Source organism: Neobacillus vireti (assembly GCF_036962345.1).
Classification (GTDB): Bacteria; Bacillota; Bacilli; order Bacillales; family Cytobacillaceae; genus Neobacillus; species Neobacillus vireti_A.
The window spans coordinates 137,420-164,036 of sequence record NZ_JBALNB010000005.1; the positions used below are offsets into that span (position 1 = coordinate 137,420).

Consider the following 26,617-nt stretch of genomic DNA (forward strand, 5'->3'; position numbering starts at 1 on the left):
TTCCAAGTCATTCACTAGAATTTAGCCTATTAAAGTCTAAAAGACTAAATAATATGAATTTAGAATGTACTAAACGCTTACAATTCTAGACCTCAAAACAAAAAATTGCAACCCTTTCAGTTAAAATATTGTCTAAAATATGAATATTTTTTTATAATTTAAAATTTGACATTTAATGGATTTAATAAGCAGGCGTCTAAACTGCATGGATACGCACTTTTTTTGATTATTCACCCACTATTTGTTTGTTTTTATTATATCATGGAAAACGTTTTCATCTATGCTAGAATAGTATTTATTTAAATTTAGAGCATAAAAATACCTGCTTTTGTGAAAGCAGGTAAACGTCTGTTTTTTTCATTTGTCTCACATTTTTGATTCTATCTCTTTCATCTTGGCTCAACAATAAGCTTAATAGCAGTGCGTTCTTCACCATCAATCTGAATATCAGTGAACGCAGGGATGCAAATCAAATCAACTCCGCTAGGTGCTACAAATCCTCTTGCAATCGCTACTGCCTTAACAGCTTGATTCAATGCACCTGCACCAATCGCCTGTATTTCTGCTGCACCTCTTTCACGCAGAACTCCAGCAAGTGCACCAGCTACAGAATTAGGATTAGATTTTGCTGAAACCTTTAATATTTCCATTCCTAGCTCCCCCTTGTATAATCCCGATCCTGGCATGAGCAGTTTCATGAGCAAATCAGGTATATAAGTTTCCACTGCTACTATATTCATTCTACAAATGACATATTCCGGCTTGGACAAAAAAAGTGCAATAAAAATAGAAAAGCGGAAGCGCCTTGTCCAGGAAAAATGCAGTTCAACTTTTCCTAGGGGCGACAGGCATAAGATAAGCCGACGAGAAGGTTGGTCTTTACCTTCTTGACGGTTTATCTTATGACCCCGAGTCCCTAGGCGCTGAAGCTGGACAAAAGAAAAACCTTCCAAGATTGGAAGGTTATGAATACCAAGGATTATCTTCATTTATTAAAATTCTTTCCATCTTTTTGCATTTTCCCGTTTTTCTATCTAGTTCCAAATAAACACCGCTTAGTTGGTTTTGACCGGATTTTGAAACTTCAAACCTCACCGGCAGGCTTGTCAAAAACTTGGTGATGACAGCTTCTCTCTCCATACCCAGAATTCCATCATATGGACCTGTCATCCCAACATCGGTTAAATAGCCCGTACCGTTTGGCAGAACACGACTATCTGCAGTTTGTACGTGTGTGTGTGTTCCTACGACAGCAGAAACTCTCCCATCAAGATACCAGCCCATTGCTTGTTTTTCACTTGTAGCCTCTGCATGAAAGTCCACAAAGATAAAAGGTGTTCGCTCTTGTGCGATTTCGACTAATTCATCTGCTTTTTTAAATGGACAATCTAATGGGGGCATAAAGGTTCGCCCCTGCAAATTGATGACAGCAACTTCCAAATCATTCACCTTAAAAAAAGCTAACCCTTTTCCGGGAGTACCTTCTGGAAAGTTTGCAGGACGTACCATATTTTTTGCTGTTTCGATAAATTCAAAAATCTCCTTGTTATCCCACGCGTGGTTTCCTAGGGTTACAGCCTGAGCACCGCTGCTTAAAAACTCTCGGTAAATCTTTTCTGTAATTCCCCGTCCTCCAGCTGCATTTTCACCATTAATAATCGTAAAATTAGGGCGATATTTTTCCTTAATTTTTGGTACATACTCTTTCACCATATCACGGCCTGGCGAGCCTACTACATCTCCAATAAATAATAAGTTCATTTGTTTTCCTTTCGCAAAGCTTATATTTAATAAGGCTCTTTTCTTAAAATATGTTGATTTTTGGAACAAACTTTATTAAGAAAAGAGCCTATAAACTAAATTCTAAAGGACAAAATAGATATTTCCACGTTAAAATCGGCATTAAGATTTTAACAACAATCTTTAGAATACAGCCTTTAATCATAATTGTATCACATTTTTATTTTATTTAATCGTAAGCTTACTTTTTCAAAGGCTGTATTGAATTAGGCTGTTGATTTCAACTGTGTAAGAAAAATAAACGGAAAAACTCCGGCTAAATTTGAAAATACCCCTATTTGCTTAAAAATAAGCGGAGTTTTTCCGGTTATTTTATCCAAATCATTGAATTTTGTCATATTTAGAGCAGTTAACCGGAATATCTCCGCTTATATCTGATCCTTCTGCTTCCCCATATACATTAGACGGAAATTCTCCGCCTATGAATTCTCATACCTTCACTAATAACAACAATGAATAATAACATGGCCAAAAAAATAGAGCGATGCTTAAGCATCGCTCTATTTTGCGTATTCTACAGCCCGTGTTTCACGGATAACTGTTACTTTAATATGTCCTGGATAGTCAAGCTCTTCTTCTATTCGTTTCCGAATATCTCTAGCCAAACGGTGTGCAGCTAAATCATCAACGGCATCAGGTCTTACAATAATTCGGACTTCACGTCCAGCCTGAATTGCAAAGGATTTCTCAACACCATCATAGGACTCAGAAATTTCCTCCAGCTTTTCTAAACGGCGGATATAGTTTTCTAAAGTCTCACTGCGTGCACCTGGTCTTGCAGCTGATAATGCGTCAGCAGCAGCTACCAGAACAGCAATAATCGATGTTGGTTCTGTATCACCATGGTGTGAAGCAATACTGTTGATTACAACAGCATGTTCCTTGTATTTTGTCGCAAGTTCGACTCCAATCTCAACATGGCTGCCTTCTACTTCGTGATCAATCGCTTTTCCAATATCGTGTAAAAGACCTGCACGACGGGCAAGCGTTTCATCCTCACCAAGTTCCGCTGCTAGTAAGCCCGAAAGCTGTGCAACTTCCATTGAATGTTTTAAGACATTTTGACCATAACTTGTACGGAACTTTAAACGTCCAAGGATTTTGATTAGATCTGGATGTAATCCATGAACTCCAACTTCAAAAGTCGTTTGTTCACCCACTTCACGGATATACTCATCCACTTCTCGACGAGATTTCTCAACCATTTCCTCAATGCGTGCGGGATGGATACGTCCATCTTGGACTAACTTTTCAAGTGCCAATCGGGCAGTTTCTCGACGAATTGGATCAAATCCTGAAAGAATTACAGCCTCTGGTGTATCATCGATAATCAAGTCAATTCCCGTAAGTGTCTCTAGAGTACGGATATTTCTTCCTTCACGGCCAATAATACGACCTTTCATTTCATCATTTGGAAGGTTGACTACAGATACAGTCGTTTCCGCAACATGGTCAGCAGCGCAACGCTGGATTGCTAGCGATAAAATTTCCTTTGCTTTCTTGTCTGCTTCTTCTTTCGCTCGGTTTTCACTTTCCTTAATCATTATCGCGGTGTCATAGGTTAATTCCTGTTCCATTTTATCGATAATGATGGTCTTTGCTTCCTCACGAGTCAAACTCGAAATACGCTCGAGTTCAGTTTGTTGTGTTCGTACCAGCTCGTCCACTTTGCTTTCCATCTGTTCAATATGCTGTTGTCTTTGGTTTAGAGAATCATCCTTCTTTTCTAATAGAACTTCTCGTTTATTTAACGATTCATCCTTTCGATCTAAATTCTCTTCTCTTTGCAGTAAACGGTTTTCTTGTTTTTGCAGTTCATTTCTTCGTTCACGAACCTCACGTTCGGCTTCAGTACGAAGCTTGTGAATTTCATCCTTTGCTTCTAGCAAAGCTTCTTTTTTCAATGAATCAGCATCACGCTTTGCATCTTCAAGAATCTGCTCTGCAGCATTCTTTGCTCCTGCTATTTTTGCCTCAGCAATGGATTTACGAACAAAATAGCCAACAACGGCACCGACGATAATGCCAAGCAAAATGGAGATGATAGTAATAGGTTCCATCGTTACACCTCCTCTTGCTATGAACTTTTTTCTTACACTTTTTTTAAGTGTCGGCATGTACATTGGTTTGGTTCAATATACAGCAAGCACCAAGCTTTTCATTGTAATATTAACAAAAATGTAAAATATACATTTTAATTGTAAATGTGTGTATATTCATTGTCAAGGGTAACTCCTGTTAGCTTTTTCAAATATTTGGACTTTGTTCAAATTTTAACAATTTGGAAATTTTGCATACCGCGAATTAAAATACAATTTAATGGATAAATATAAAGTTTTTTCAAAAAAAGAGCAAAACCTAAACAGGCTTTGCTCCTATTTCTTAGTCTATTAATTCAAACTGCTCATCATCATCAGCGGATTCTGTCACGACTTTTTCGCCATCTAATCCGAAATGTTCACGGATTTTTTGTTGAATTTCAAGACGAACACTTGGATTTTCTCGTAAGAATTGCTTGGCATTTTCGCGTCCTTGACCAATTCTTTCTTCATTATATGAATACCAAGAACCACTCTTTTGAACGATATCTAATTCGGAGCCAATGTCAACAATTTCCCCTTCCTTAGAAATACCTTCTCCATACATAATATCCACTTCAGCTGTACGGAACGGTGGCGCAACTTTATTCTTAACAATTTTAATTTTTGTTTTGTTTCCTACCACGTCTGTTCCTTGCTTTATCGCTTCTGCACGACGTACTTCAACACGGATAGTGGAGTAGAATTTCAATGCTCGTCCACCTGGAGTTGTCTCTGGGTTTCCAAACATGACCCCAATCTTTTCACGAACCTGGTTAATAAAGATTGCAATTGTCTTAGATTTATTGATGGCACCAGATAGTTTTCTGAGTGCTTGGGACATTAAGCGAGCTTGAAGACCCATGTGAGAATCTCCCATTTCACCTTCAATTTCTGCTTTTGGAACTAGTGCTGCAACAGAGTCGACTACAAGAATATCAATTGCGCCGCTTCGAACAAGTGCTTCAGCGATTTCAAGTGCTTGTTCCCCTGTATCAGGCTGGGATAGCAATAGTTCATCAATATTTACTCCCAGTTTTTGAGCATATGCTGGATCCAGCGCATGCTCGGCGTCGATAAACGCTGCTTGTCCGCCTGCTGCTTGAACTTCTGCAATTGCATGAAGGGCAACAGTTGTTTTACCAGAGCTCTCAGGTCCATAAATTTCAATAATTCTTCCTCTTGGATATCCACCCACTCCAAGTGCGGCATCAAGTGCCAACGAGCCACTTGGACTAGTTAAAATCCTTGTATCAGTTTTTTCGCCCATTTTCATAATGGAGCCTTTTCCAAATTGCTTTTCAATCTGTTTTAGCGCCATTTCTAAGGCAGCTTTACGATCACTCACTACTAGTTCCTCCCTTATATATAAACCAAAAAGTTAATAGCCAAAATCTATTTAATTAAATCCTATTAATAATATAACCTCTTTTAAGACTTTTGTCGAGTAAAAAATCGAACATTCATTCGACTTTTTTAGAGCAATAAGTCATGTAAAAAAAGGTAATTCACCCAGACATTTATCTTCTTTCCATTCGTTTTTTTCTCCAATTTATGATTTTGTCTCATTTTCAGACAATATCATTGGATAAAAAAATCACAGAGAGCTTAGTTAGCTCTCTGTGATTCCTTCAAATGCTTTATTAAATAATAACATCCAAATTTTACCGAACGGCTCCGGATTGCTTCCCTTGAACCGCCTAGTTCCAGTTTTTCCACCACTGTAGGCTTTCCCTTTATTGAAATCCCAATGAAAACTGTACCCACAGGTTTTCCTTCAAGCTCATCAGGCCCAGCAACTCCAGTAAAACTAATTCCTATATCAGCTGAAACCAATGCTGCAACATTCTCAGCCAGTTCTCTTGCACACTCTTTACTTACAACCCCATATTTTTCAATCGTTTCATGTTTAACTTTTAAAACATTCTTTTTAACCTCATTCGTGTAGCAAACAACTCCGCCCTTAAAGACTGCACTCACACCGGGGAAACTAGTAAGTTCCTCTTGAAACAATCCCCCTGTTAAACTCTCTGCTGCTGATGTCGTAACATTTTTTTCTTTTAACACCTTCATCAGTTCCGCTACTAACGAAGTATTGTTATACCCATATAAAAACTGCCCTACGCGAGAATTAATATTAGCCTCTACTTCGTCCAGCATTAACTCTGCTGTATCCAAATCCCGGTGCTTCGCTGTAAGGCGTAAGGTACATTCCCCATCCGCCGCAAGCGGGGCAATGGTTGGATTTGTTTGCTGCTCGATAAGATCATCGATTTCCGTTTCTAAAGCCGCCTCACCAATTCCAAAGAACCTTAAAACTCTAGAAACGATTTTCTCCTCTGTTTTTACTTGTTTTGACAAAGCAGCCGTCCCGAATTTAGAAAACATTGGTTCCATTTCTTTTGGCGGGCCGGGTAAAAGCATATAAAGACAATCTCCATTCCCGATCATCATGCCCGGTGCCATGCCGTGATGGTTTGGCAGAATCGTAGAGCCCTCAATAACAAGAGCCTGTTTCTTATTATTTTCAGTCATTACCCTATTTCCCTTTTTAAAATAGAGTTCAATAGATTCTAGTGCCTCTTGGTCCATGACAAGTGTTTTCCCGATATGCCGAGCAATCGTTTCCTTCGTTAAATCATCTTTTGTCGGTCCTAGCCCGCCGGTAAAAATGATCAAATTTGAACGCTTTTCCGCAATCTCAATCGCAGAACTTAACCGGTCAGGATTATCTCCAACTACTGTATGAAAAAAAACATTAATCCCCAGCTCGGCAAGTTGTTGCGAAATAAATCGAGCATTGCTATTAACAATTTGACCCAGCAGTAATTCAGAACCAACAGCAATTATTTCTGCATTCATTATCTATTACCCCAAATTCTATTTAGAATTTTTAAAAACATGCATATTCTTCGAGAAATAATCCCAGCCAGACCAGATAGTAAAAATTAATGCTACCCATAATGCTACATCATCAAACGGAAATCCTATCATTTCAAAAATAATATTATGTAATAAAAGTGCTGATATTGCGATAATCTGTGCCCAAGTTTTAATTTTTCCGAGGTTATTAGCAGCTACCACTTCTCCACCCTCTACCAATAAAAGCCGGAGACCGGTGACAGCGAATTCCCTGCTTATGATTGTAATCACAATCCAAGACGGTGCAAAGCCAAGCTCCACAAGGACAACCAGCGCTGCAGAAACTAGTAATTTATCGGCAAGCGGGTCGAGGAATTTCCCCATATTTGTAACAAGATTATATTTCCTAGCGTAATAGCCATCTACCCAATCTGTAGAAGCAGCAAAAATAAAGATTAATGCTCCAACAAAATGTGTTACTGGCAGGTCCGTCCCTAGTAAATGCATGGTTCCCCAATCAAAGGGTACAAGCATAATAATCAAGAAAAGTGGAATTAATAGTATTCTTGATATCGTTATTTTATTTGGTACATTCATATTCTTGCCTCCAGGTAATATTAATGCTCTTTTCTTAAACTTTGTTGCTATTTGAAACAAAATCAAATGATTGTGCTAAGTTTCCACAGAAAATAGAATAAATTTAATAAGAAAAGAGCCTGCAAACTAAATTCTAAAGCACAAAATAACTATGTCCACGTTAAAATCGGCTTTAAGATTTTAACACAATCGTTAGGTAAACTACCATTATTAAGAACGAAAAATAGTCATCACTCGATGACTATCCGTTCTTCGGAACATATTGAATCGTAATGTTCTGTTGAACCACATCAGCAGGTGCGATTGCATACTCAAGCTTTTGGTCATTTACGTAAATTTCAGTATCGACCGCTCTACCAACAACAATGACTGCTTTGGTGTCGCCTGTTAAATCTACTTCTGTACTTTGGGTACCAGTGGTTGATAATAGACCCTGAAACAAGGATTTACCACTGCTATTTTTAACATTAACCCATGTTTGCCCTGTTGAAACCAGTTTTACGACAAATTTATCTGTATTTTTCAAATCATACGTAGAGTTTTTTCCACTGTTTTGAACAGCTGTTAATTCTTGTTTTGGCGTTTCTACAGGATTTTCCTCAACAGTCTTTTCTTCTTCGTTCTGATTTTCTTCATCGTTTTGTTCTTTGTCGTTTTCTTTTTCTGAATCCTTTTCGGTCTCTTCCGCTTTTTCTAGATTTTCAGAGCGGATAAATTTTACTGGCTCATTCTCTTTATTAATCGCGTTATTTCCATTGCCTCCAACGTTATTAACAAAGAAGTAATATAATAGCCCGGCTGCACCTATAACAAAGACCCCAATTAAGACTTTGGGAATAATATCAAAAATTTTCGAGGAGCCTTCAGTAACAGTTTTTCGTGTTTTTACTCTTGATAATTGTTCGGGTAAATCCTCGTTATGTGTTGCTGGAATTTCATTCTTATATGTTTCAAAGATTTCTTCGGGATTAAGCTGAAGCGCTTCTGCATATTGTTTCACAAAAGCCCTGACATAAAAATTACCTGGCATACTAGAATAATTGCCTTCTTCGATCCCTATCAGATATCGTTTTTGAATCTTCGTGATAGATTGTAAATCCTCCAAGCTTAGTCCTTTGGCTAATCGCGCTTCTTTTAGTCGATTACCTAATTCTGTCACCTTTTAACACCTTCCAATTAATTAAAATCCAAAATCTCCAAAATCAGAGCCAGAGAATAAGTTATTTTGGTCAACAATGTCATATGTAATTTCTTCGTCTGCGTGGCTTCTCAACTCGATAATATAATCAAAGTCATCAAGAGTATACTCTGAATTTTGCACAAATATATCAGGATGCTCCACCACTTTAACGGCCGGTAAACGCATAATTTCACGTACCAGCTGCCAATGACGTTCACTTGCACGCTTTGTAGAAACTATACCATCAAGAATGAATAAATTATTTTCGTTGTATTCATCTTGAATCAGCTGATTCCGTATCGTTTGCTTTAGAAGAGTGGAAGATACAAATAACCATCTTTTATTTGCACATACACTGGCAGCTACTACAGACTCCGTTTTACCCACCCTTGGCATGCCACGAATCCCTATTAGTTTGTGCCCTTCCTGCTTAAATAACTCAGCCATAAAATCAACTAATACACCAAGTTCGTTCCTAACAAATCGGAATGTCTTTTTATCATCTGCATCACGCTGTATGTAACGTCCGTGGCGAACTGCCAGACGATCGCGAAGTTTTGGTTCTCTAATCTTTATAACTTTTATTGTGTCCATTGTATTTAAAATTGACTCTAAACGTTTTATTTGATTATCATCTTTTGATAACATTAATAAACCGCGTCTTCCTTCATCCACTCCGTTTATCGTGACAATGTTTATTGACAGCATACCAAGTAATGAAGAGATGTCGCCCAATAGACCAGGACGGTTTTTTTGAATCTCATATTCTAAATACCACTCTTTTTTCTCCATAAAAACCTCCTAATCGGTAACGACAAATTTTTCTTGATTTCACCTATCCATTATAATATATGATTTTGATTGAAGATGAAAGCAAAAACAAGTTCAATGCTTATTAAACTGATGCTCCACATACATAAATGTAGTGGATTCTAACTTCCTAGTCTTCGCCTATTCGTACACACACTTTTCTTTAAGAAGAAAACGGCTTTGGAAACAGGAACTGGAACTAGTTTTGTTAGAACATTTGTAGGCAAAGCAACCTTTGTTGCCATTGACGACTACATCTTTTGTTCTTTCGAACTCGGCTACATCAAGCCGCAATGAAATGGAATGTTAGACTGCACATCCTGCAGTCTTTTTTGCTTTCAATTTAATGCCCGAATTTAAAATTACCTCATTATCATTTTCAATTTTTTTAATTTCTTCTTCGTGAAATGTTAAAAATTGCTCAAATGTATTTAGGCAAGTTTCTCTATCACATTTCAATCCTAACAAATCTGAATTCATTAAAAGAAAGGCAGAATATAAATCACGTTGGACCTTGGTACCATCATCAAATATATGCCATCGTTCTTTCAATTCTTTCTTTTTGCATTTGTCTGCTTTGTGATCATATTGACTAGCTTTAAAAGAGGATGTTTTGACTTTGATGAAAGTCCCGTCCAATGCTGTGACTTTTCTTGAAAGTAGACTTACGAAGGCTGAGGGAGAACGACGTGCTATGGTTTTACCGAATCGTTTTTTCCTTTTATACTTACCTGTTTTTTCACTAACTTCTGTCTTTTTAGCACGTTTTTGGAGGGCTTTAAAATTCATTTCTTCGACAAAGAATCTGTCTCCTAAAATAACCATTCGATTGACTTCGTATTGATGGCTAAACTTACGATATAAAGCTAATTTTCGGTATATCTCTTTCAATTGAGCTTTTAGTTTCTTAAAGTTATTGGAAAACTTCCACTGCTTTTTACCTTTCCTAGTACGACCTGCTTCGTCGTAGTTCTGTGGATTAGTAGCACGTTTCGAACGGTCTAGTTTCCTATTGTATAATCTGATTTCTCGTTGTACATTTTCAACCTTTTTTATGTTTTCAGCCAAGTTTTTCAATAGAACCTTTGATGTACTTGATATTGCAATCGAGGATGTACCAATGTCGGTCCCAAGCGGACCTTTGCCTAAAGGATATTTCACTTGTCCTGTTTTCCGGTCTTTTTTTATGGGAGGATAACCCGTACAAACCAGTTGAGCATAGTACCGAACGGTCCCTCTTATGACTCGTTTTAAAATACGAACATATTTTACCCTAAAGAAGTCTGTAACAGTTTCTCCATCTTTGTTCTTGTATTGAAATGTCTGTTGGGAATTTAGTAGATGAAAAGCTTCTTTTAGATATATATCCATTTCTTTTACCTTCAGATCCAATAACACATCATTAGAAATTATTTTCCCATTTTTAAATCTCCAACCTGTTTCATTGTTTTTGCCTTCAAAAGAATCCATTTCTCCACGCTTAACAAATACCACTTTTTTCGCTTTGCCAAACAATTTTTGTTTGATCGTGTTCCATGCTCTTGTGGCTGTTTTTTGGGCGATGATTGAATTTATTTTACCGTTAAAGTGATTTCGAACTTCTTTTATGTATTCGTGCATTGAATACTCTGTTAGTCCAAATTCTTCTCTAAGTTTCTTGAATTCTTCAGAGATGTTTTTCTGTTCGTTTTGAAAATACTCCATCTTTTCTTTGTTACAATTTCTTGCTAGATGTGATTTTATAGCTCTTGAAATACGGACTAATTTTTTGTATCGTTTCGTCCTTTTCATTTGTTTTTCTCTCTTTAGATACTCACCGAGTGATGTATTATAAATCACTCGATTAATTTCCAATTCAGATTCGATGTTTAAAAAATCTCTATTCTTACCTTTTATCTCTACATCGATGATGAATGAAGGAGTTTTTACTTTCGCCATGTTTCACACCTACTTTCAGGTCTCGGACAAACGTATGTTCCTATATATTTTACCAAAAAACTCATAGATATGCAATAATAAAATCGGTTCCTAAAAGCAGGGGTTTTCCCGATTTAGCTTTGGTAAATTTAGATCTAAATACAAAAAAGAGAGGTTAACCCTCTCTCTTAGCGACTTCCATTATTTTGAACTAATTTAACCATAATATTCGCAATTGCTTGTTGTTCTTCTTTATCAGCAACAGACCATAGGTCAGCAAGGATTCTTTCCTGCTCATTTTTAGGTTCCACTTGTTCTGCTAAATAATCCCCAATTTGTAAAGCGAGTGCACTTATTGCTCCCTCACTCATCCCTTCATTTTGTGCTTGATGAAGACGATCAGCAAGAAAATCTTCCCATTGCTTCCAGTTATCTAAAACTGACATATTAAACCCTCCTTTTTATTGTACAGTATTATTTTGCAATGGTAGGGAAGAAATTATTCACGAAAATTAAATGTATAAATTATGTATGCCAGCCGCCGTTAATAGAAAGAACTTGGCCAGTTATATAGGAAGATTCATCTGATAGTAAGAATTTCACACCGTTGGCTATTTCTTCAGGAAGAGCCAGCCTGCCCATCGGGATTTCGTATTGAAGGATTTGTTTATCCTCTTCTGTAAACTGGCTCATCATCGGCGTTTCTACAGCACCAGGAGCAATGGAATTAACTCGTACACCGTTCAATGCCATCTCCTTACTTAATGCTTTTACAAAGGCAATCTGTGCTCCCTTTGCACTTGAATAAACCACTTCACATGCGGAACCAATTTGACCCCAAATGGAAGAGATAAAAATTACATTTCCAGATCGTTTTTTTATTAATTTCGGTAACAGTTCTTTCGTGATCATCACTGGATTCATCACATGAACTCTCATTAGGGATTCCATTTCCTCCTGTTTTAAATCAACCAGGAGTCCATACTGGCTATTACCACTACAATGGATGATTGAATCTAGTGAGAAAATTTGGGAACAAATTTTTTTATATCCATCTGGATTTTCTAAATCGGACTGTATGATTATGTATTCACCGCCAAATGGTTTAAGGCTTCTAAGTAATTTCTGTATTGATTGTTCATTTTGATTGAAATGCAGATACAAATGATACCCTAAAGAAGCTAGTTTTAAAGCAACCGCTTGTCCGATGCCTCCGCTCGCACCAGTAATTAGTGCATATTTTTCCATTTATCTCACTCTTTCCCTTTCTAACTACTATTCATTTTAAACGAAAGAAGCGCCGGCTAGCGACGCTTCTTCACTATTTTTTAGGTATGACTTGGCAAACTGAAAAACGTTCTTCTGAAATAACTTCCGAAGCCATTAATTTAACGTCATCCAGCGTAATTTTCTCTAATGTTGGAACGACATCAAATAGATTCATGTCATTAAAGGCATACCTTGTGAATTGATTTGCGATATATTCTGGTGAATTCACTGCACGCAAAAACCCGCCAATTTTCTTCTTTTTTGCTCGTTCTAATTGATCCTCGGTAAACGCTGTTCCGTTTTTGGCTTGAAATAGCATATCTTTTAGCTGCTCTGCAAGTTTATCAGGATTTTCCGTGTCTCCGCCTACCATCGCAAAACCGAATCCTTGTTCCTGGGTATAATCATAAGAGAAGGTTTCATCAATTAGTCCTTGGTTATAAAGTTGATTATAATTTTCCGAGCTTTTTCCAAATAACAAATCCAAAAGTACATTCATGGTTAACTCATTCTTTAATAACTGTGCACCACTTTGGTCCACATGTAGTGCTTTCATCCCAATTAAGCATTTTGAGGTTTGCACATTCATTTCTAGCACTTGCTTCTGTTGTGCTGCCTGAACTGGCTCATCTTCAAATTTACGCTGAATCTCTGGCATCTCTTTGTATTCTTTTTTTGCTTGGTTACCTCTGACTTGATCCATAAATTTATTGGGATCAACAGGTCCGACAATAAATAACAGCATATTACTCGGATGATAGAAGGTATTGTAGCACTCATAGAGCAAATCTTTTGTAATATGAGAAATCGATTCAATTGTACCAGCAATATCTATTTTAACGGGATGATTTTGATAAAGATTTTGAATCAGCCCAAAATAAAGGCGCCAATCCGGATTATCGTCATACATGGTAATTTCCTGACCGATAATCCCTTTTTCCTTTTCAACCGTCTTCTCAGAAAAATACGGGTCCTGAACGAAATCAACCAACGTTTCCAGGTTTTTCTCTACATCTGATGTACTAGAAAACAAATAAGCTGTTCTTGTAAAGGATGTAAAAGCATTTGCTGACGCACCTTGTTTACTGAATTGTTGAAAAACGTCCCCATCTTCCTTTTCAAAAAGCTTATGCTCTAGAAAATGGGCAATACCATCAGGAACTTTTACAAACCCCTCTTTTCCGAGCGGCACAAAATGGTTATCAATGGATCCATATTTCGTCGTAAAAGTTGCAAACGTCTTATTAAAACCCTTTTTCGGCAATATATAAACATTTAACCCATTAGATAACTTTTCATGGTAAAGTTCTTCCTGAAGTTGGTCAAAATTTATTTTTTCCATTATTTTGCCGCCTCCGTTCCTGTTAAGAAGTAGATAGTGTCAAGTTCAATTTTATTGGCAACCGCAACTATTTCATCCATTGTCGTTTTTTCCATATCATTGATCCACTGCTCAAGTTTAATGTCTTTGCCTGCAACTACATTATGATAAAGAATCTCCGTCAGTCCTCTGGAGGTGTCAATTGTTTCAAGAATTTGATTACGAATTACTGCTTTTGTTTGAACGAATTCCTGCTCCGTAAAATCACCTTTTTTCATTGCTTCTAATTGATCGCGGATAATTCCCACAGCCTGATCGTAATTCTTAAGGTCAATCCCAGACATGACCATCATAAGACCTTTATGGCTCTCAAGCCTGCTTGAGACATAATATGCTAAGCTTGCCTTTTCACGGACATTGATAAACAACTTCGAGTGAGAAAAGCCGCCAAAGATCCCATTAAACAATTGAAGAGCAAAATAATCACTGTCTCCATAAACAATATTCGTACGATAACCAATATTCAATTTTCCTTGCTTTACATCCTGCTCTTCTTTAATTTCTTGTACCTGCTCTTTTTTCAGAATTTCTTTTGACTGAAATTTTTTCGGTGTGCGGTTTTCAAAAGAAAGAAGTTCATTCGCAATGCTTTTTACCTCTTCTTCCTTTACATCACCAATTACATAAAGGTCCATTTCATCTTCGGAAAAGGCCTTTTTAAAATAGTCGTATAAATTACTTGCAGTGATAGCATCCACATCCTCGGCTTCACCATTCACTTGCAGAGCATATGGCTCACCTTTACACATTTCTTTCAGCAGGCGGACATTGGAATAACGCATTTTATCATCATACACAGATTGAATACGCTGTTTTAAGGTCCTCTTTTCTTTGTTCACTGTTTCCTGATCAAAAGCATTGCCGGAAACATTCGGTTTTGTTAAAACTTCTGAAAGAAGTTCGAAACCTTTTTTCATTAATGGGGCGGGGTCACTTAAAAATTTCTCATTTGCAATCTCAAGAGTAAAACTGATAATATGATATTCACCTTTTTTTGCTAAATCAATAAATAGTGTAGCTCCATATAATTCATCTAAATAAGAACGTAAAGCCGTAGTTGTCGGGTATTTCGAGGAGCTGCTTTGTAATACTTGAGGAAGCAATGCTCGTTTCGTTACATCTTCCTTTGTTAGTGGTGCTTTCATTTTCCAAACAAATGTATTTGTTTTGTATTTATTGGTTTCAATGACATGGAGTTTGTAGCCATGCATATTGGTGATTTTTTCCGTAGTTGAACCCATCTAATTGCCTCCTTTAGATTTCAAATCTTTCTTATTTATATATGTAAACATTCATCCGGTTATTTTACATCTTTTCCAATGTATTTAACACTTATTCTTACTATAATTTGCCAGGCTTGGTTTTTACAAGCTAAAACCCCTGCTATTAACAAAACAAAAAAGGCTGACAGATAAGCCAGCCTTTTCTACTTTACAAATCTTATCGTTTTCCTGGATCAAATGGTTCTCCTGCTGCTTTAGGTGCTTGTGAAGATTTAGAAAAGATAACTAAAGCAATTAATGTTACCACGTATGGGAAAATTTTTAGAATAATTGGCGGAATAACTGCCAATTCAGGGATAACCTGTGATACGTTAGCGATTGTGCTAGCAAATCCGAAGAATAATGTTGCTCCTAAGATTCCGAGTGGTCTCCATTGTCCAAAAATCAAGGAAGCCAATGCCAAGAATCCTAGCCCTGACACGGAACCAGTAAATTCACCTGCGTAGGTTAGAATAATGATTGCTCCGCCTAATCCTGATAGTGCACCCGATAGCATAACACCGATATATCGAATTCTCACTACATTAATCCCTGCTGCTTGAGCAGCCTGCGGAAACTCACCACAAGACTTTAAACGTAAACCAAATTTTGTTTTATTTAGTACAAACGCACTAATAAGTAGTACCACTAGTATAAACCAAGTTGTGGCATACGTTTTTGTAAACAGTAAATCTCCAATAATTGGAATTTGCGATAAAATTGGCACATCAAATGGTGTAAACCCACTAGTGATACGAATATTACCACTTCCAGTTATATTTCGAGCCAAGAATACGGTCAAAGCCATCGCAATCATGTTAATCGCTGTACCACTGATTACTTGGTCAGCACTTAAATTAATGCTGGCAAAAGCATGTAATAGGGAAAACAAAATACCGACTATTGCCGCTACTAATAACCCCACCCACAATACCGCTGATCCTGACATACTATCCTGCAAAAAGTTAACCGTTAGTGCACTCGCAAATGCTCCTGAAATCATTAAACCTTCTAATCCAATATTAACGATACCGCTTCTTTCACTAAAAAGACCGCCTAAAGCTGTAATGAGAAGTGGGATGGTAAAAACAATTGCGTAAGGGAATATTTGTTCAATTATGGTCCACATTTTATGCTTCTCCCTTCTTGCCAACAGGTCCATTTACATCATTTGAATTGGAACGAGTCTTACGGAATTTATTTAGCAGACGGTGAATTAGTACACTGGTAGCAGCAAAATAAATAATAATGGCAATAATTGTATTAGCAAGCTCTGGTGGGATTTCGATCATCGCATTCATAAAGCCTGTACCTGAATAAAGAATACCAAAAAGGAGTGCTGCAAAGAATACACCAACTGGTGAGTTTGCCCCAAGTAATGCAACGGCAATCCCATCATAGCCCTGAGTTGGCAGAATACCGATTTGCATGCTGGAAGCATTACCAGTATATAATGCTACCCCGCCAAGACCTGCAAGGGCACCAGAAATTAACATCGATAAGATGATATTCCGATTAACTTTCATACCTGCATATTCAGCTGCGTGCCGATTGAAACCAACCGCTTTTAACTCAAATCCTAATGTAGTTTTATTAACGATGAATGCAATGATAAGTACAGTAATAACTGCAAAAAACAAACCTAAATTAATGTAGGAACCCTGAAACATCTCTGTCAGCCAAGGCGTTCTCAAAGTAGAATCTTCCGCAAGTTTACGTGATTCAGTTTCTAGGAATTCACCTTTAAAATAACCAGGAACAACATAGTAAACTGTCCAATACGCAATCCAGTTCATCATAATTGTTGATACTACTTCATGCACATTGAATCTTGCTTTAAAATAGCCTGGAATAAATGCCCATAATCCTCCACCTACAATACCAGCTAGTATCATTACTAGGATTAGGATTGGTCTTGGAAAATCAAACGTTAACGCGACAGCAGTAGCACAAAGACCGCCAATTAACATTTGACCTGCTGCACCGATATTAAATAGACCTGTACGGAAGGCAAACGCGACAGCAAGCCCAGTAAAAATAAGTGGTGTTGCAGTTGCAAGAGTATCACCAATACGTGATATATTCTTTAATGCACCTTGGAATAAATACGTGTAACCTTCAATCGGACTTGCCCCTATGAAGAGCATCAATAAGCCGCCAGCTATTAGTCCTAAAATAATTGAAATTAAAGATACAATGGTGTTTCTCATACGCTTCTCTCCTTATTCACTCCAGCCATCATCAGTCCTACCTCATTTTCATTCGTTTCAGATGCATTAACCGTTCCAATGAGTTCACCATTATTAACGATAGCAATACGGTCTGAAAGCTGAAGTACCTCATCAAGCTCTAAAGAAACTAGAAGAACAGCTTTCCCTTTATCGCGATGCTCAATTAATCTTTTGTGGATATATTCGATTGAACCAACATCAAGGCCACGTGTAGGCTGAACTGCAATTAATAAATCAGGGTCTAATTCCATTTCACGACCAATGATAGCCTTTTGCTGGTTTCCGCCTGATAATGTCCTGGCAATGGAAACCCCGCCCTCTCCTGAGCGCACGTCAAAGTTTTCCAGTATTTTTTTAGCATATTTCCTAATAGCAGAACCATTTAATAATCCATATTTTGCAAATGGCGGTTTATTATAAATTTCTAAAACCATATTATTTTCTAATGTATAGTCAAGGACAAGACCTCGTTTATGTCTGTCTTCCGGAATATGCCCAATACCGCTTTCGATTCTTTTACGAATAGGAATATTCGTTATTTCATTTCCATTTAATAAAATCTTTCCGGATTCTGCCTTTCGAAGTCCTGTAATCGCTTCCACGAGTTCCGATTGTCCATTCCCTTCAACCCCAGCAATACCAAGAATTTCTCCTTTTCTTACTTCAACAGAGAAATTTTTAAGACCCATTACTTTTCTGCTGTTCTTAACTGATAAAGAATCTATTTGAAGTACAACATCTCCTGGTGTACTTTCTTTCTTATCCACTTTAAAGTTAACCTGACGGCCAACCATCATTTCTGCCATTTGTGCCTCGCTAGTTTCTTTTACGTTAACCGTTCCAATACCTTTTCCACGTCGAATAACGGTACAACGATCTGCGACCGCTTTAATTTCCTTCAGCTTATGTGTGATAATGATAATCGATTTTCCTTCATTAATTAGATTACGCATGATTTTCATAAGCTCTTCTATTTCATTTGGGGTTAGAACCGCAGTCGGTTCATCAAAAATTAGAACTTCAGCTTCGCGATAAAGCATTTTCATAATTTCTACTCTTTGCTGCATTCCTACAGAAATATCTTCGATTTTCGCATGTGGATCAACATTTAAACCATAATGCTTTGACAATTCCGCAATCCTTTTTGCAGCACTATCAATATCAAGGACCATACCTTTTAATGGTTCACTGCCTAGAATAATATTTTCTGTTACTGTAAAATTTTCTACTAATTTAAAATGCTGATGGACCATTCCAATACCAAGTTGGTTGGCTACGCTCGGATTTGCAATACGAACCTCCTCCTCGTGGATTTTTATGACCCCTTGCTCAGGTTGATACATACCGAACAATACGCCCATTAGAGTTGATTTACCGGCACCGTTTTCCCCCAGCAGTGCATGTATTTCCCCTTTTTTTAGTGTAAGGGTAATATTATCATTTGCTACAATACCAGGGAATTCCTTCCTGATATTCAGCATTTCAACCACATAACTCATAGTAGCACTCACCTTTTTATTTAGACTCGAATTTCTATGAAAATAGGGAGCCCCCTATCACAACAAGGTTATTGAAAAGAAATTTTTGCCAAATGCTATTTATTAAACCACTATTGTCACAAAAGTACATAAAAGAGACGGGAGATAAACCGTCTCTTTTATACTATTTTTACTTAAATAAGCTGCCTTGCTCACCTGAAACTTTAATATCTCCGGATTTGATCTTATCAAATGCTTCTTTTGCCTTAGCAACTGCTTCATCACTCAAGTTTGGATTTTCTTCTGGCAATCCAATACCGTCATTTTTCGCATCATACGTTAATGTCTCGCCGCCAGGAAAATTACCGTCTAATTCACGTTTAATGATGTCAAACGTTACAACGTCTAATTTCTTCATTGCGGAAGTTAAGATTGCAGATTTTTCACCTTCATAAATTCCATCCGCATATTGGTCAGAGTCAACACCAACGATCCAAATGTCGTCTCCAGCTTTCTTACGAGTTTTTGCTTCATTGATTGCTCCTACACCAACACCGCCAGCTGCTGCGAAGATAACATCTACACCACGGTCATACATTTGAGCTGCAATTTGTCCACCTGCAGCTACATTATCAAATGATCCTTGGTAAACTACGTTCTCAGCTTTAAGTGTAATATTTGTACCTAGGTTTTCGTTCGCGTATTTTAGTCCTTGTTGGAAGCCCCAGTTAAACTTTTGAACTGCAGGAATTTCCATACCGCCAATAAAGCCAGCTTCGCCTTCTTTTACTTCAACGGCAGTAGCTACACCAGCGATGAAACCTGATTCATGTTCTGAGAAGAAAACCGCAACTGTGTTATCCTTAACAACTGGTTTAAAATCACCAGAATGTGGATTACCATCAAGAATGACAAATTTTGCATCTTTATATTTATCTTGTGCGTGGAATATGGCAGTTTCGAATTTGAAACCAGGTGCTACGATAAATTTATAACCAGCATCATATAAGTTGCCCATTTCTTTTAGGTATTCAGCCTCTGTAGTACCAGCTGGCTTAAGATATTTTTCTTGGATTCCAAGTTCTTCTTTTGCTTGAAGAATCCCTTCCCAAGTACCTTGGTTAAAAGATTTATCATCAATTGTACCAGCATCTGTAACCATACCAATTTTAACTGCTTCTTTACCGTTATCCTTACCACCGGTATCTTTGTCACCGCCGCCACAAGCTCCTAGAATTGTGCCTGCAGCTAAAATAAATGACATAGCCAAGCCAAATTTACGTTTTTTCAAGACCTTTGACCCCCTATATATTGTTTGATTTAGTAGGAACTTTCAAAAAGCAGTGATTACGTTTTCATACCTGCAAAATAATTAAAATCTTTTTCGCAATACCCGAAAACTAAATTTATCTGCTTTAAAGTAGTTTACCGAGAAAAGGACAGGTTCATCCATTTCATCGAAATGCATTTGTTTCAAAACAAGCAAAGCTGTTTCTGGCTCGCATTCTAAAATTGGGGAAATTTTCTCATGATAACCAATTGGTTCAATCTGAGCAACCGCGTATGTAATTTTTCGGTTCGCCTCATCTTCCAAAATGGAAAAAATTGATTCCTCTCCATGGGAAAATGTTTCTGGCAAGATTCTTTGAGGTACCTTATCGATACAGTACACAACAGGCTCCCCGTTTGCAGTTCTAACCCGCTCCATGATTACAATTTCTTCATTTGTAGAACATGAGAAACGCCGAATATCCTCTTCTGTGGCCCCAACTGTTGATGAACTTAAAAAGATGGTGCCTGGTTTCATCCCTGCTTGAAGTATCATGTCTGTGACACTATTAAGTTGTTCAATCCCTGAGGTAAACAGTGGTTTTGCATTAACAAACGTGCCAACTCCATGGCGGCGAATGATGACATTTTCTTCCTCAAGTATTCGCAATGCTTCTCGAAGTGTGGCTCTGCTTACGCCAAGATGTTTGGCAAGATCGAATTCAGAAGGTAACTTTTCCTTTTCTTTATATACCCCTTGATCGATATCTTGCTTTAACCGATCGATTACTTGTAAATATAAATGTCGGTTATCTAGCTTTATAGACATGCAGGTACCTCCAGCTCTTTCATAAGACATCAGACATCTGATGTATAATCATTCCTACTAATCGAAGTTAATATACCATTTTTTCAGGCTAATGGAAATAGTATTTCAATATTTTGTCGAAAAAAGAAATTTTGTCGAAAAACTTTTGCAGTAATAAGTCTTTTTCCCTTTAAAATCAGCTAAATTTTATTATTCCCTATAATAGTTAGGTGTATTTATCAAAAAAAAAGAGCCAAATGGCTCAAAATTTAGTTAACTTCTTCATTTGTTTTGGATTGTAATACTGTTCTAGGTTTGCTGCCTTCATAAGCTCCTACAATTCCACGCGCTTCCATTTCATCAATTAAACGTGCTGCTCTAGTATAACCAATTCTAAATCGTCTTTGCAGCATAGATACAGAAGCTGTTTGCATTTCTATCACTAAATCAACCGCGTCTGAGTATAGTTCATCATCTACTTCACCAACTGCTTCAGGGGTATCATCCGGAATCATCTCATCTTGATATTGGGCCTTTTGTTGTCCAATTACAAAATTTACGGTTTCTTCTACTTCATTGTCAGATAAAAATGCTCCCTGGACCCGAACAGGCTTAGATGACCCAACAGGTAGAAATAGCATATCTCCTCTGCCCAACAGTTTTTCCGCACCACCCATATCCAAAATCGTCCTTGAGTCTGTAGCACTTGAAACTGCAAAGGCTATTCTGGAAGGAATATTGGCCTTTATAACTCCGGTGATAACATCCACAGATGGACGTTGAGTAGCTATAATTAAGTGAATTCCTGCAGCTCGAGCCATTTGTGCAAGTCTAGTAATCGAATCCTCCACATCAGAAGAAGCTACCATCATTAAATCTGCAAGTTCATCTACTATAACGACAATATAGGGTAAAAGTGGCTGCTTGTCATTTTCTTCCAAGTTATGTCTTTTAATTTGTTCGTTATACCCTTCAATATTACGGGTCCCGGTATGAGAGAATAAGTCATAACGTCTCTCCATTTCACTAACAACCTTTTTTAGCGCCTGAGATGCTTTTTTTGGTTCGGTAACTACCGGTGCTAATAAGTGAGGGACACCATTATAGACATTTAACTCGACCATTTTCGGGTCAATCATCATTAATTTTACTTCATGAGGTTTTGCCCTCATTAAGATACTCGTAATAATACCATTAATACAAACACTTTTTCCGCTTCCTGTTGATCCAGCTACAAGCAGGTGGGGCATTTTATTTAATTCTGCTACCACGGCCTCACCGGTAATATCTCTGCCAAGACCAATTAAAAGCTTTGCTTCAGGTTTATTATTCTGGGTTGCTTCTAGTACCTCTCGTAAGGAAACAACCGCTACTTCAGAATTAGGCACTTCAATTCCAATGGCAGACTTTCCAGGAATAGGGGCCTCAATCCGTATATCTTTAGCAGCAAGTGCCAATGCCAAGTCATCACTTAGACTGACAATTTTACTTACCTTAACCCCTACATCTGGATGAACCTCGTATTTGGTAACAGCTGGTCCAAGATGCACTTGGGTTACACGAGCCTTTACACCAAAACTCTGGAAGGTCCTTTCTAGTTTAGCCGCATTAGCATGTATGAGTTCATACTCACCACTCTGGTCGGTTTTCTTTGGCATCCTAAGGAGTCTTAACGGTGGTAGTTCATAAGCATCATTTTCTACTTCCGTAAACGTAATTGGCGGAGTGGAGTCCTCTTCCTCTATTGATTGATCATTTGCTTTATTTTTAGAATCCTCTTTTCTTCGTTTCGCTTTTGGTGGTTCTTCTTCGGGATATACACGATCGGCAAAACTTGAAATAAGAGGTTCTGGAGTTATTAATTCATCTTGAGTACCTGGTATGGGTGTAATGATTTCTGGTTGAACGGATGCTGACGCAGCACGGTTTTCTCGTTCGCGTTGTCGCTGCACACGTTTTTCTTCCTTTTTTTCCTGTTTCTTCTGTTTCCATTCTTCCATATCTAATTGAAAGGCACTCCATTGTCCCTTTGAAAATTCAATTATCGTAATTCCTACTTTTGCAACAAATTCTCCGAACGATTTTCCTGTAAGTAAAATAAATCCAATGAGGATAAAGATAAAAGCAATAATCTTCGTTCCCGTTTCTGCAAATAGATAATGAAACATTGCAAACAGAACAGCACCTATCATTCCACCGCCAAGATCAATAGTACTTGTTTCCCCTTTGACTTCCATTATGAAAATTTCCCATGTATTGCTTATCACACTAGGATTATTAAAGTTCCCATCATTCGTTAGTAAATGAAATAGGGTTACGTGGCTTAAAAGAAGAATGGCAGAAACAATAAAATATGAACCCGTTAATTTAATATGAAAGAAAAAGGGTATAGTTCGTTTCCACATTAAATATACACTCAATATAACTAGGCCTATTAAGCTTAGCATATACCATTCGCCCATCCAGAAGCGGAAAAATAATACTAACGCTTCACCCACTGCTCCCAATTTCGCTATAGCAATAATCGCAAGTGCTAATAGGATCAGTGCTGATAATTCGAATTTAAGTGTTTCTTTTAAATGATTATCCCTTTTCTTTGTTGACCTTCTCTTTCTTTTAGCCATTTAATCACCTGTCTATATAAATGTAGTACTAGCATTATCAACCTTATGCATTATCAAACTTAGATTTTAATTTCGTATAAAAATAATCCACAAAAGGAAGAAAGCAGCCTGAATGGCTGCTTATGCTTGGTATTCTGATTATACCATAATATCCTAAAAGTTTGCGGACAATCCTTGAATGCTTGCACAAGAAATTTTAGCACCAGGACATAATCGTTCGTCAAGATAATGCTGCGGATCACTGCTTAATACACGAACAACTTGTACATTTTGTGAGTCAATTTGTTCAACAATTAACGATACCCCTTGATAGGTTACTGTTTGCTGTTTCGTTAAGGATTCTGCCTCAGTAGGAAAGATTAATTCCTGCGGCATCATGGTATAGAGAATCATTGAATCAACCCCTCGTTTGACACTTTTGACTGATCAATCAATTCGTTGAGTTTCTTCATTGCTTGACCCAGCCCGCCAACCTCATCGATCAATCCATATTCCACTGCATCTGGACCTACGACATTTGTTCCAATGTCACGAGTAAGATTTCCTTTAGCAAACATTAAGTCTTTAAATTTTTCTTCAGGTATTTTCGAGTGCTTGGTTACAAAGTTAACTACTCGATCCTGCATCTTATCTAAATATTCAAAGGTTGCCGGCACACCAATTACTAGACCAGTTAAACGTATTGGATGGATGGTCATTGTGGCTGTTTCGGCAATAAAAGAATAGTCACATGAGACTGCTATTGGGACCCCAATTGAATGCCCGCCGCCTAAGACAATTGAAACAGTAGGTTTTGATAACGTCGCCAGCATCTCTGAAATCGCTAGTCCTGCCTCCACATCTCCGCCAACTGTGTTTAATATAATGAGGACTCCTTCAATTTTCGGGTTTTGCTCAATTGCGACTAATTGAGGTATCAAGTGTTCATATTTTGTCGTTTTATTTTGTGGAGGCAGAGCTAAATGACCCTCAATTTGTCCAATAATCGTCAAACAATGAATTTTCGAATCGGAGGATAGCTGCGGAACATTTGTTTGTCCGAGCTGCTGGATTTTTTCCATTAAAGAAGATGGCTTATCCTCTTTCTGAGGTTCTTGCCCTTCTTGATTTTCCGATTCGCCTTTTTGTAGCTCCTTATTCATCATAAGTCTCCCTTCACGCATGATAACGTTAGTATTGACCTATGAAACAATTTCATTCTTTGAAAGGTGGAATTATCAAAAGTTATAAGAAAAAGACATTGGGTCTCCCCAATGCCTGTGTGAAAGTTATCTTATACTTCCATAATTATTGGAAGTATCATCGGTCTTCTTTTTGTTTTTTCAAACAAATACCTGTTTAGTCCATCTCTAATATCCTGCTTTAAGCTTGCCCATTCAAAAGCTTCCTTAGAAATGTTCTTTTGCACGATTTCCAAAACCAATTTTGTAGAATCATCCATTAATTTTTCCGACTCACGAACATAGACAAAACCACGTGAGATAATTTCAGGCCCTGCTGCTATCCTTTTATCCTGGCGAGTTAAGGTAACCACTACGATTAAAATACCATCTTGAGATAAGAGTCTTCGATCTCGTAATACAATATTTCCGACGTCTCCAACACCAATGCCATCAATTAAAACGTTTCCGGAAGGAACTTTACCCGAGATATTTAACCTTCCATCCTTAAATTCTACTACATCTCCGCGGTCAGCAATGATAATATTTTCATCACTTATTCCACAATCAAGTGCTAGTTTACGATGTGCCTTCAACATACGATACTCCCCATGAACAGGAATAAAGTATTGAGGTTTCATTAAGTTAATCATAAATTTTAATTCTTCTTGGCTGCCGTGACTAGAAACATGTATGGTCCTTTTTCCTGAAATTACATTTGCTCCGGCTCTTAACAGCATATCAACTGTTCTTGATATTAATAATTCACTTCCCCTTAGTGGCGATGCGGCGATTAATACTGTATCACCTGGCTGAATATTAATATGCTTCGCTGTTTGCTTTGCCATTTTTTGTAGTGCCTCAATCGGCTCTCCTTGACTTCCTGTCATTAAAACTAGAATTTCCTTATTTTCATAGTTATTGATTTCGCTAAGAGGGATTATAAGATCTTCTTCTACCTCTAGGTAGCCTAAGTCTAGGGCAATATGATAAATTCTTTCTAGACTTTTTCCAACTACAGCTACTTTACGTCCATGATCCTTTGCAGCATTAAAGATATGCTGAATCCTGTTAATATCAGAGGCGAAGCAGGCAGCAATCATTCTCCCTCTAGTATTGTATAATGCAGTAGATAATTCACGTTCAACAATTGCCTCGGATATAGTGTAACCAGGTTTTTCGGCTTCTGTACTGTCCGATAATAAACACAATACACCTTTTTCCCCAATTGCAGCCATTTTCCCAATATCAGGCTTATACAGCTTTGTTGCTGCCTGATCGAATTTGAAGTCACCCGTATAAACAATGATACCTTCTGAAGTATGTATACAAACACCTACAGAATCTGGAATACTGTGATTCGTTCTGAAAAAGCTGACTTCAATCGAATCCATTTGAACAATTGTATCGGATGTCACTTCAATAAAATTTGTCTTCCCGCTATATTCCTGCTCCTTAAGCTTTGCATTGGCAAGCGCTAAGGTTAGTCTTGTTCCGTATACAGGAACATCCATTTGGCGGAGAAGATAAGAAAGAGCACCAATATGATCTTCATGACCATGTGTGAGGAAAACCGCCTTTACTCTTTCTTTGTTTTCAGTTAAATAACTAATGTCTGGAATAACGATATCAATACCGAGCATTTCATCCTCGGGGAACATTAACCCGGCATCAATAATAAAGATATCCTTGTCCACCTCGACTAGGTACATGTTTTTCCCGATTTCTCCAATACCACCAAGCGAGATGATCTTAATGGAACTATTTTTTCTATTTATCAATTTCCGTTTCCTCCTATGTTGATTGTCTATCTCAAGCGCCCTTCACTAGAGGTCTTCGACATTTCAATATTGCCCGATCGAAATCAGTTATGACTATTATACTTGATATC

Annotated in this window: 22 protein-coding genes; all 22 read right to left on the reverse strand. The window is 37.6% G+C overall.

Features of this window, described 5'->3' with window-relative positions:
* Nucleotides 1-389: 389 nt before the first annotated feature.
* Nucleotides 390-650 (reverse strand): stage V sporulation protein SpoVS, encoded by a 261-nt coding sequence (spoVS, locus tag V7108_RS04535; RefSeq protein ID WP_003181955.1) that lies wholly within the window; start codon nucleotides 648-650, stop codon nucleotides 390-392.
* A gap of 313 nt (nucleotides 651-963) precedes the next feature.
* Nucleotides 964-1,761, reverse strand: coding sequence for a TIGR00282 family metallophosphoesterase (locus V7108_RS04540; RefSeq protein WP_335567443.1), 798 nt, complete (start codon nucleotides 1,759-1,761; stop codon nucleotides 964-966).
* 539 nt (nucleotides 1,762-2,300) lie between these two features.
* Nucleotides 2,301-3,860: a ribonuclease Y gene (gene rny, locus V7108_RS04545; RefSeq protein WP_335509424.1), complete on the reverse strand. Its 1,560-nt coding sequence runs from the start codon at nucleotides 3,858-3,860 to the stop codon at nucleotides 2,301-2,303.
* Between the two features lie 322 nt (nucleotides 3,861-4,182).
* Nucleotides 4,183-5,226: a recombinase RecA gene (gene recA / locus V7108_RS04550; RefSeq protein ID WP_335567444.1), complete on the reverse strand. Its 1,044-nt coding sequence runs from the start codon at nucleotides 5,224-5,226 to the stop codon at nucleotides 4,183-4,185.
* A gap of 260 nt (nucleotides 5,227-5,486) precedes the next feature.
* Nucleotides 5,487-6,740, reverse strand: a complete 1,254-nt coding sequence (locus V7108_RS04555) for a competence/damage-inducible protein A (protein WP_335567445.1) — start codon at nucleotides 6,738-6,740, stop codon at nucleotides 5,487-5,489.
* An 18-nt stretch (nucleotides 6,741-6,758) separates the two neighbouring features.
* Nucleotides 6,759-7,337, reverse strand: a complete 579-nt coding sequence (gene pgsA / locus V7108_RS04560; protein WP_335509419.1) for a CDP-diacylglycerol--glycerol-3-phosphate 3-phosphatidyltransferase — start codon at nucleotides 7,335-7,337, stop codon at nucleotides 6,759-6,761.
* A gap of 241 nt (nucleotides 7,338-7,578) precedes the next feature.
* Nucleotides 7,579-8,496, reverse strand: a complete 918-nt coding sequence (locus tag V7108_RS04565; RefSeq protein WP_335509417.1) for a helix-turn-helix domain-containing protein — start codon at nucleotides 8,494-8,496, stop codon at nucleotides 7,579-7,581.
* 21 nt (nucleotides 8,497-8,517) lie between these two features.
* On the reverse strand, nucleotides 8,518-9,309 hold the full coding sequence (locus tag V7108_RS04570) for a YmfK family protein (RefSeq protein WP_335509414.1): 792 nt from the start codon (nucleotides 9,307-9,309) through the stop codon (nucleotides 8,518-8,520).
* A gap of 324 nt (nucleotides 9,310-9,633) precedes the next feature.
* A complete protein-coding gene (locus V7108_RS04575; protein WP_335567446.1) occupies nucleotides 9,634-11,265 on the reverse strand; it encodes a transposase in 1,632 nt (543 codons plus the stop codon).
* Nucleotides 11,266-11,432: 167 nt separating this feature from the next.
* Nucleotides 11,433-11,690, reverse strand: a complete 258-nt coding sequence (locus V7108_RS04580; RefSeq protein ID WP_034676717.1) for a DUF3243 domain-containing protein — start codon at nucleotides 11,688-11,690, stop codon at nucleotides 11,433-11,435.
* Between the two features lie 79 nt (nucleotides 11,691-11,769).
* The gene (gene ymfI / locus V7108_RS04585; RefSeq protein ID WP_335567447.1) at nucleotides 11,770-12,492 is read right to left on the reverse strand and encodes an elongation factor P 5-aminopentanone reductase; all 723 of its coding nucleotides are present in this window, start codon (nucleotides 12,490-12,492) and stop codon (nucleotides 11,770-11,772) included.
* Nucleotides 12,493-12,565: 73 nt separating this feature from the next.
* Nucleotides 12,566-13,855 (reverse strand): EF-P 5-aminopentanol modification-associated protein YfmH, encoded by a 1,290-nt coding sequence (yfmH, locus tag V7108_RS04590; RefSeq protein WP_335509405.1) that lies wholly within the window; start codon nucleotides 13,853-13,855, stop codon nucleotides 12,566-12,568.
* Entirely contained in the window at nucleotides 13,855-15,135 is a 1,281-nt protein-coding gene (yfmF, locus tag V7108_RS04595; RefSeq protein WP_335567448.1) for an EF-P 5-aminopentanol modification-associated protein YfmF, read from the reverse strand. Before yfmF ends, yfmH begins: the two co-directional genes overlap by 1 nt.
* 199 nt (nucleotides 15,136-15,334) lie before the next feature.
* Complete coding sequence (locus V7108_RS04600) at nucleotides 15,335-16,285, reverse strand: ABC transporter permease (RefSeq protein ID WP_335509402.1); 951 nt, start codon at nucleotides 16,283-16,285, stop codon at nucleotides 15,335-15,337.
* Between the two features lies 1 nt (nucleotide 16,286).
* Nucleotides 16,287-17,366 carry an ABC transporter permease gene (locus V7108_RS04605; RefSeq protein ID WP_335509400.1) on the reverse strand — a complete coding sequence of 360 codons (1,080 nt, stop codon included), beginning with the start codon at nucleotides 17,364-17,366 and terminating at the stop codon, nucleotides 16,287-16,289.
* A complete protein-coding gene (locus V7108_RS04610) occupies nucleotides 17,363-18,886 on the reverse strand; it encodes an ABC transporter ATP-binding protein (RefSeq protein WP_335567449.1) in 1,524 nt (507 codons plus the stop codon). The genes V7108_RS04605 and V7108_RS04610 overlap by 4 nt, the downstream gene beginning before the upstream one ends.
* 169 nt (nucleotides 18,887-19,055) lie before the next feature.
* Nucleotides 19,056-20,129: a BMP family lipoprotein gene (locus tag V7108_RS04615; RefSeq protein ID WP_420489007.1), complete on the reverse strand. Its 1,074-nt coding sequence runs from the start codon at nucleotides 20,127-20,129 to the stop codon at nucleotides 19,056-19,058.
* Between the two features lie 108 nt (nucleotides 20,130-20,237).
* A complete protein-coding gene (locus V7108_RS04620; RefSeq protein ID WP_335509393.1) occupies nucleotides 20,238-20,963 on the reverse strand; it encodes a GntR family transcriptional regulator in 726 nt (241 codons plus the stop codon).
* Between the two features lie 248 nt (nucleotides 20,964-21,211).
* Nucleotides 21,212-23,566: an FtsK/SpoIIIE family DNA translocase gene (locus V7108_RS04625; RefSeq protein ID WP_335509391.1), complete on the reverse strand. Its 2,355-nt coding sequence runs from the start codon at nucleotides 23,564-23,566 to the stop codon at nucleotides 21,212-21,214.
* A gap of 153 nt (nucleotides 23,567-23,719) precedes the next feature.
* The gene (locus V7108_RS04630; RefSeq protein ID WP_335509389.1) at nucleotides 23,720-23,959 is read right to left on the reverse strand and encodes a YlzJ-like family protein; all 240 of its coding nucleotides are present in this window, start codon (nucleotides 23,957-23,959) and stop codon (nucleotides 23,720-23,722) included.
* A complete protein-coding gene (locus V7108_RS04635; RefSeq protein ID WP_335509387.1) occupies nucleotides 23,956-24,711 on the reverse strand; it encodes a ClpP family protease in 756 nt (251 codons plus the stop codon). Before V7108_RS04635 ends, V7108_RS04630 begins: the two co-directional genes overlap by 4 nt.
* Nucleotides 24,712-24,839: 128 nt before the next feature.
* On the reverse strand, nucleotides 24,840-26,507 hold the full coding sequence (locus V7108_RS04640) for a ribonuclease J (RefSeq protein ID WP_335567450.1): 1,668 nt from the start codon (nucleotides 26,505-26,507) through the stop codon (nucleotides 24,840-24,842).
* Nucleotides 26,508-26,617: the final 110 nt, after the last annotated feature.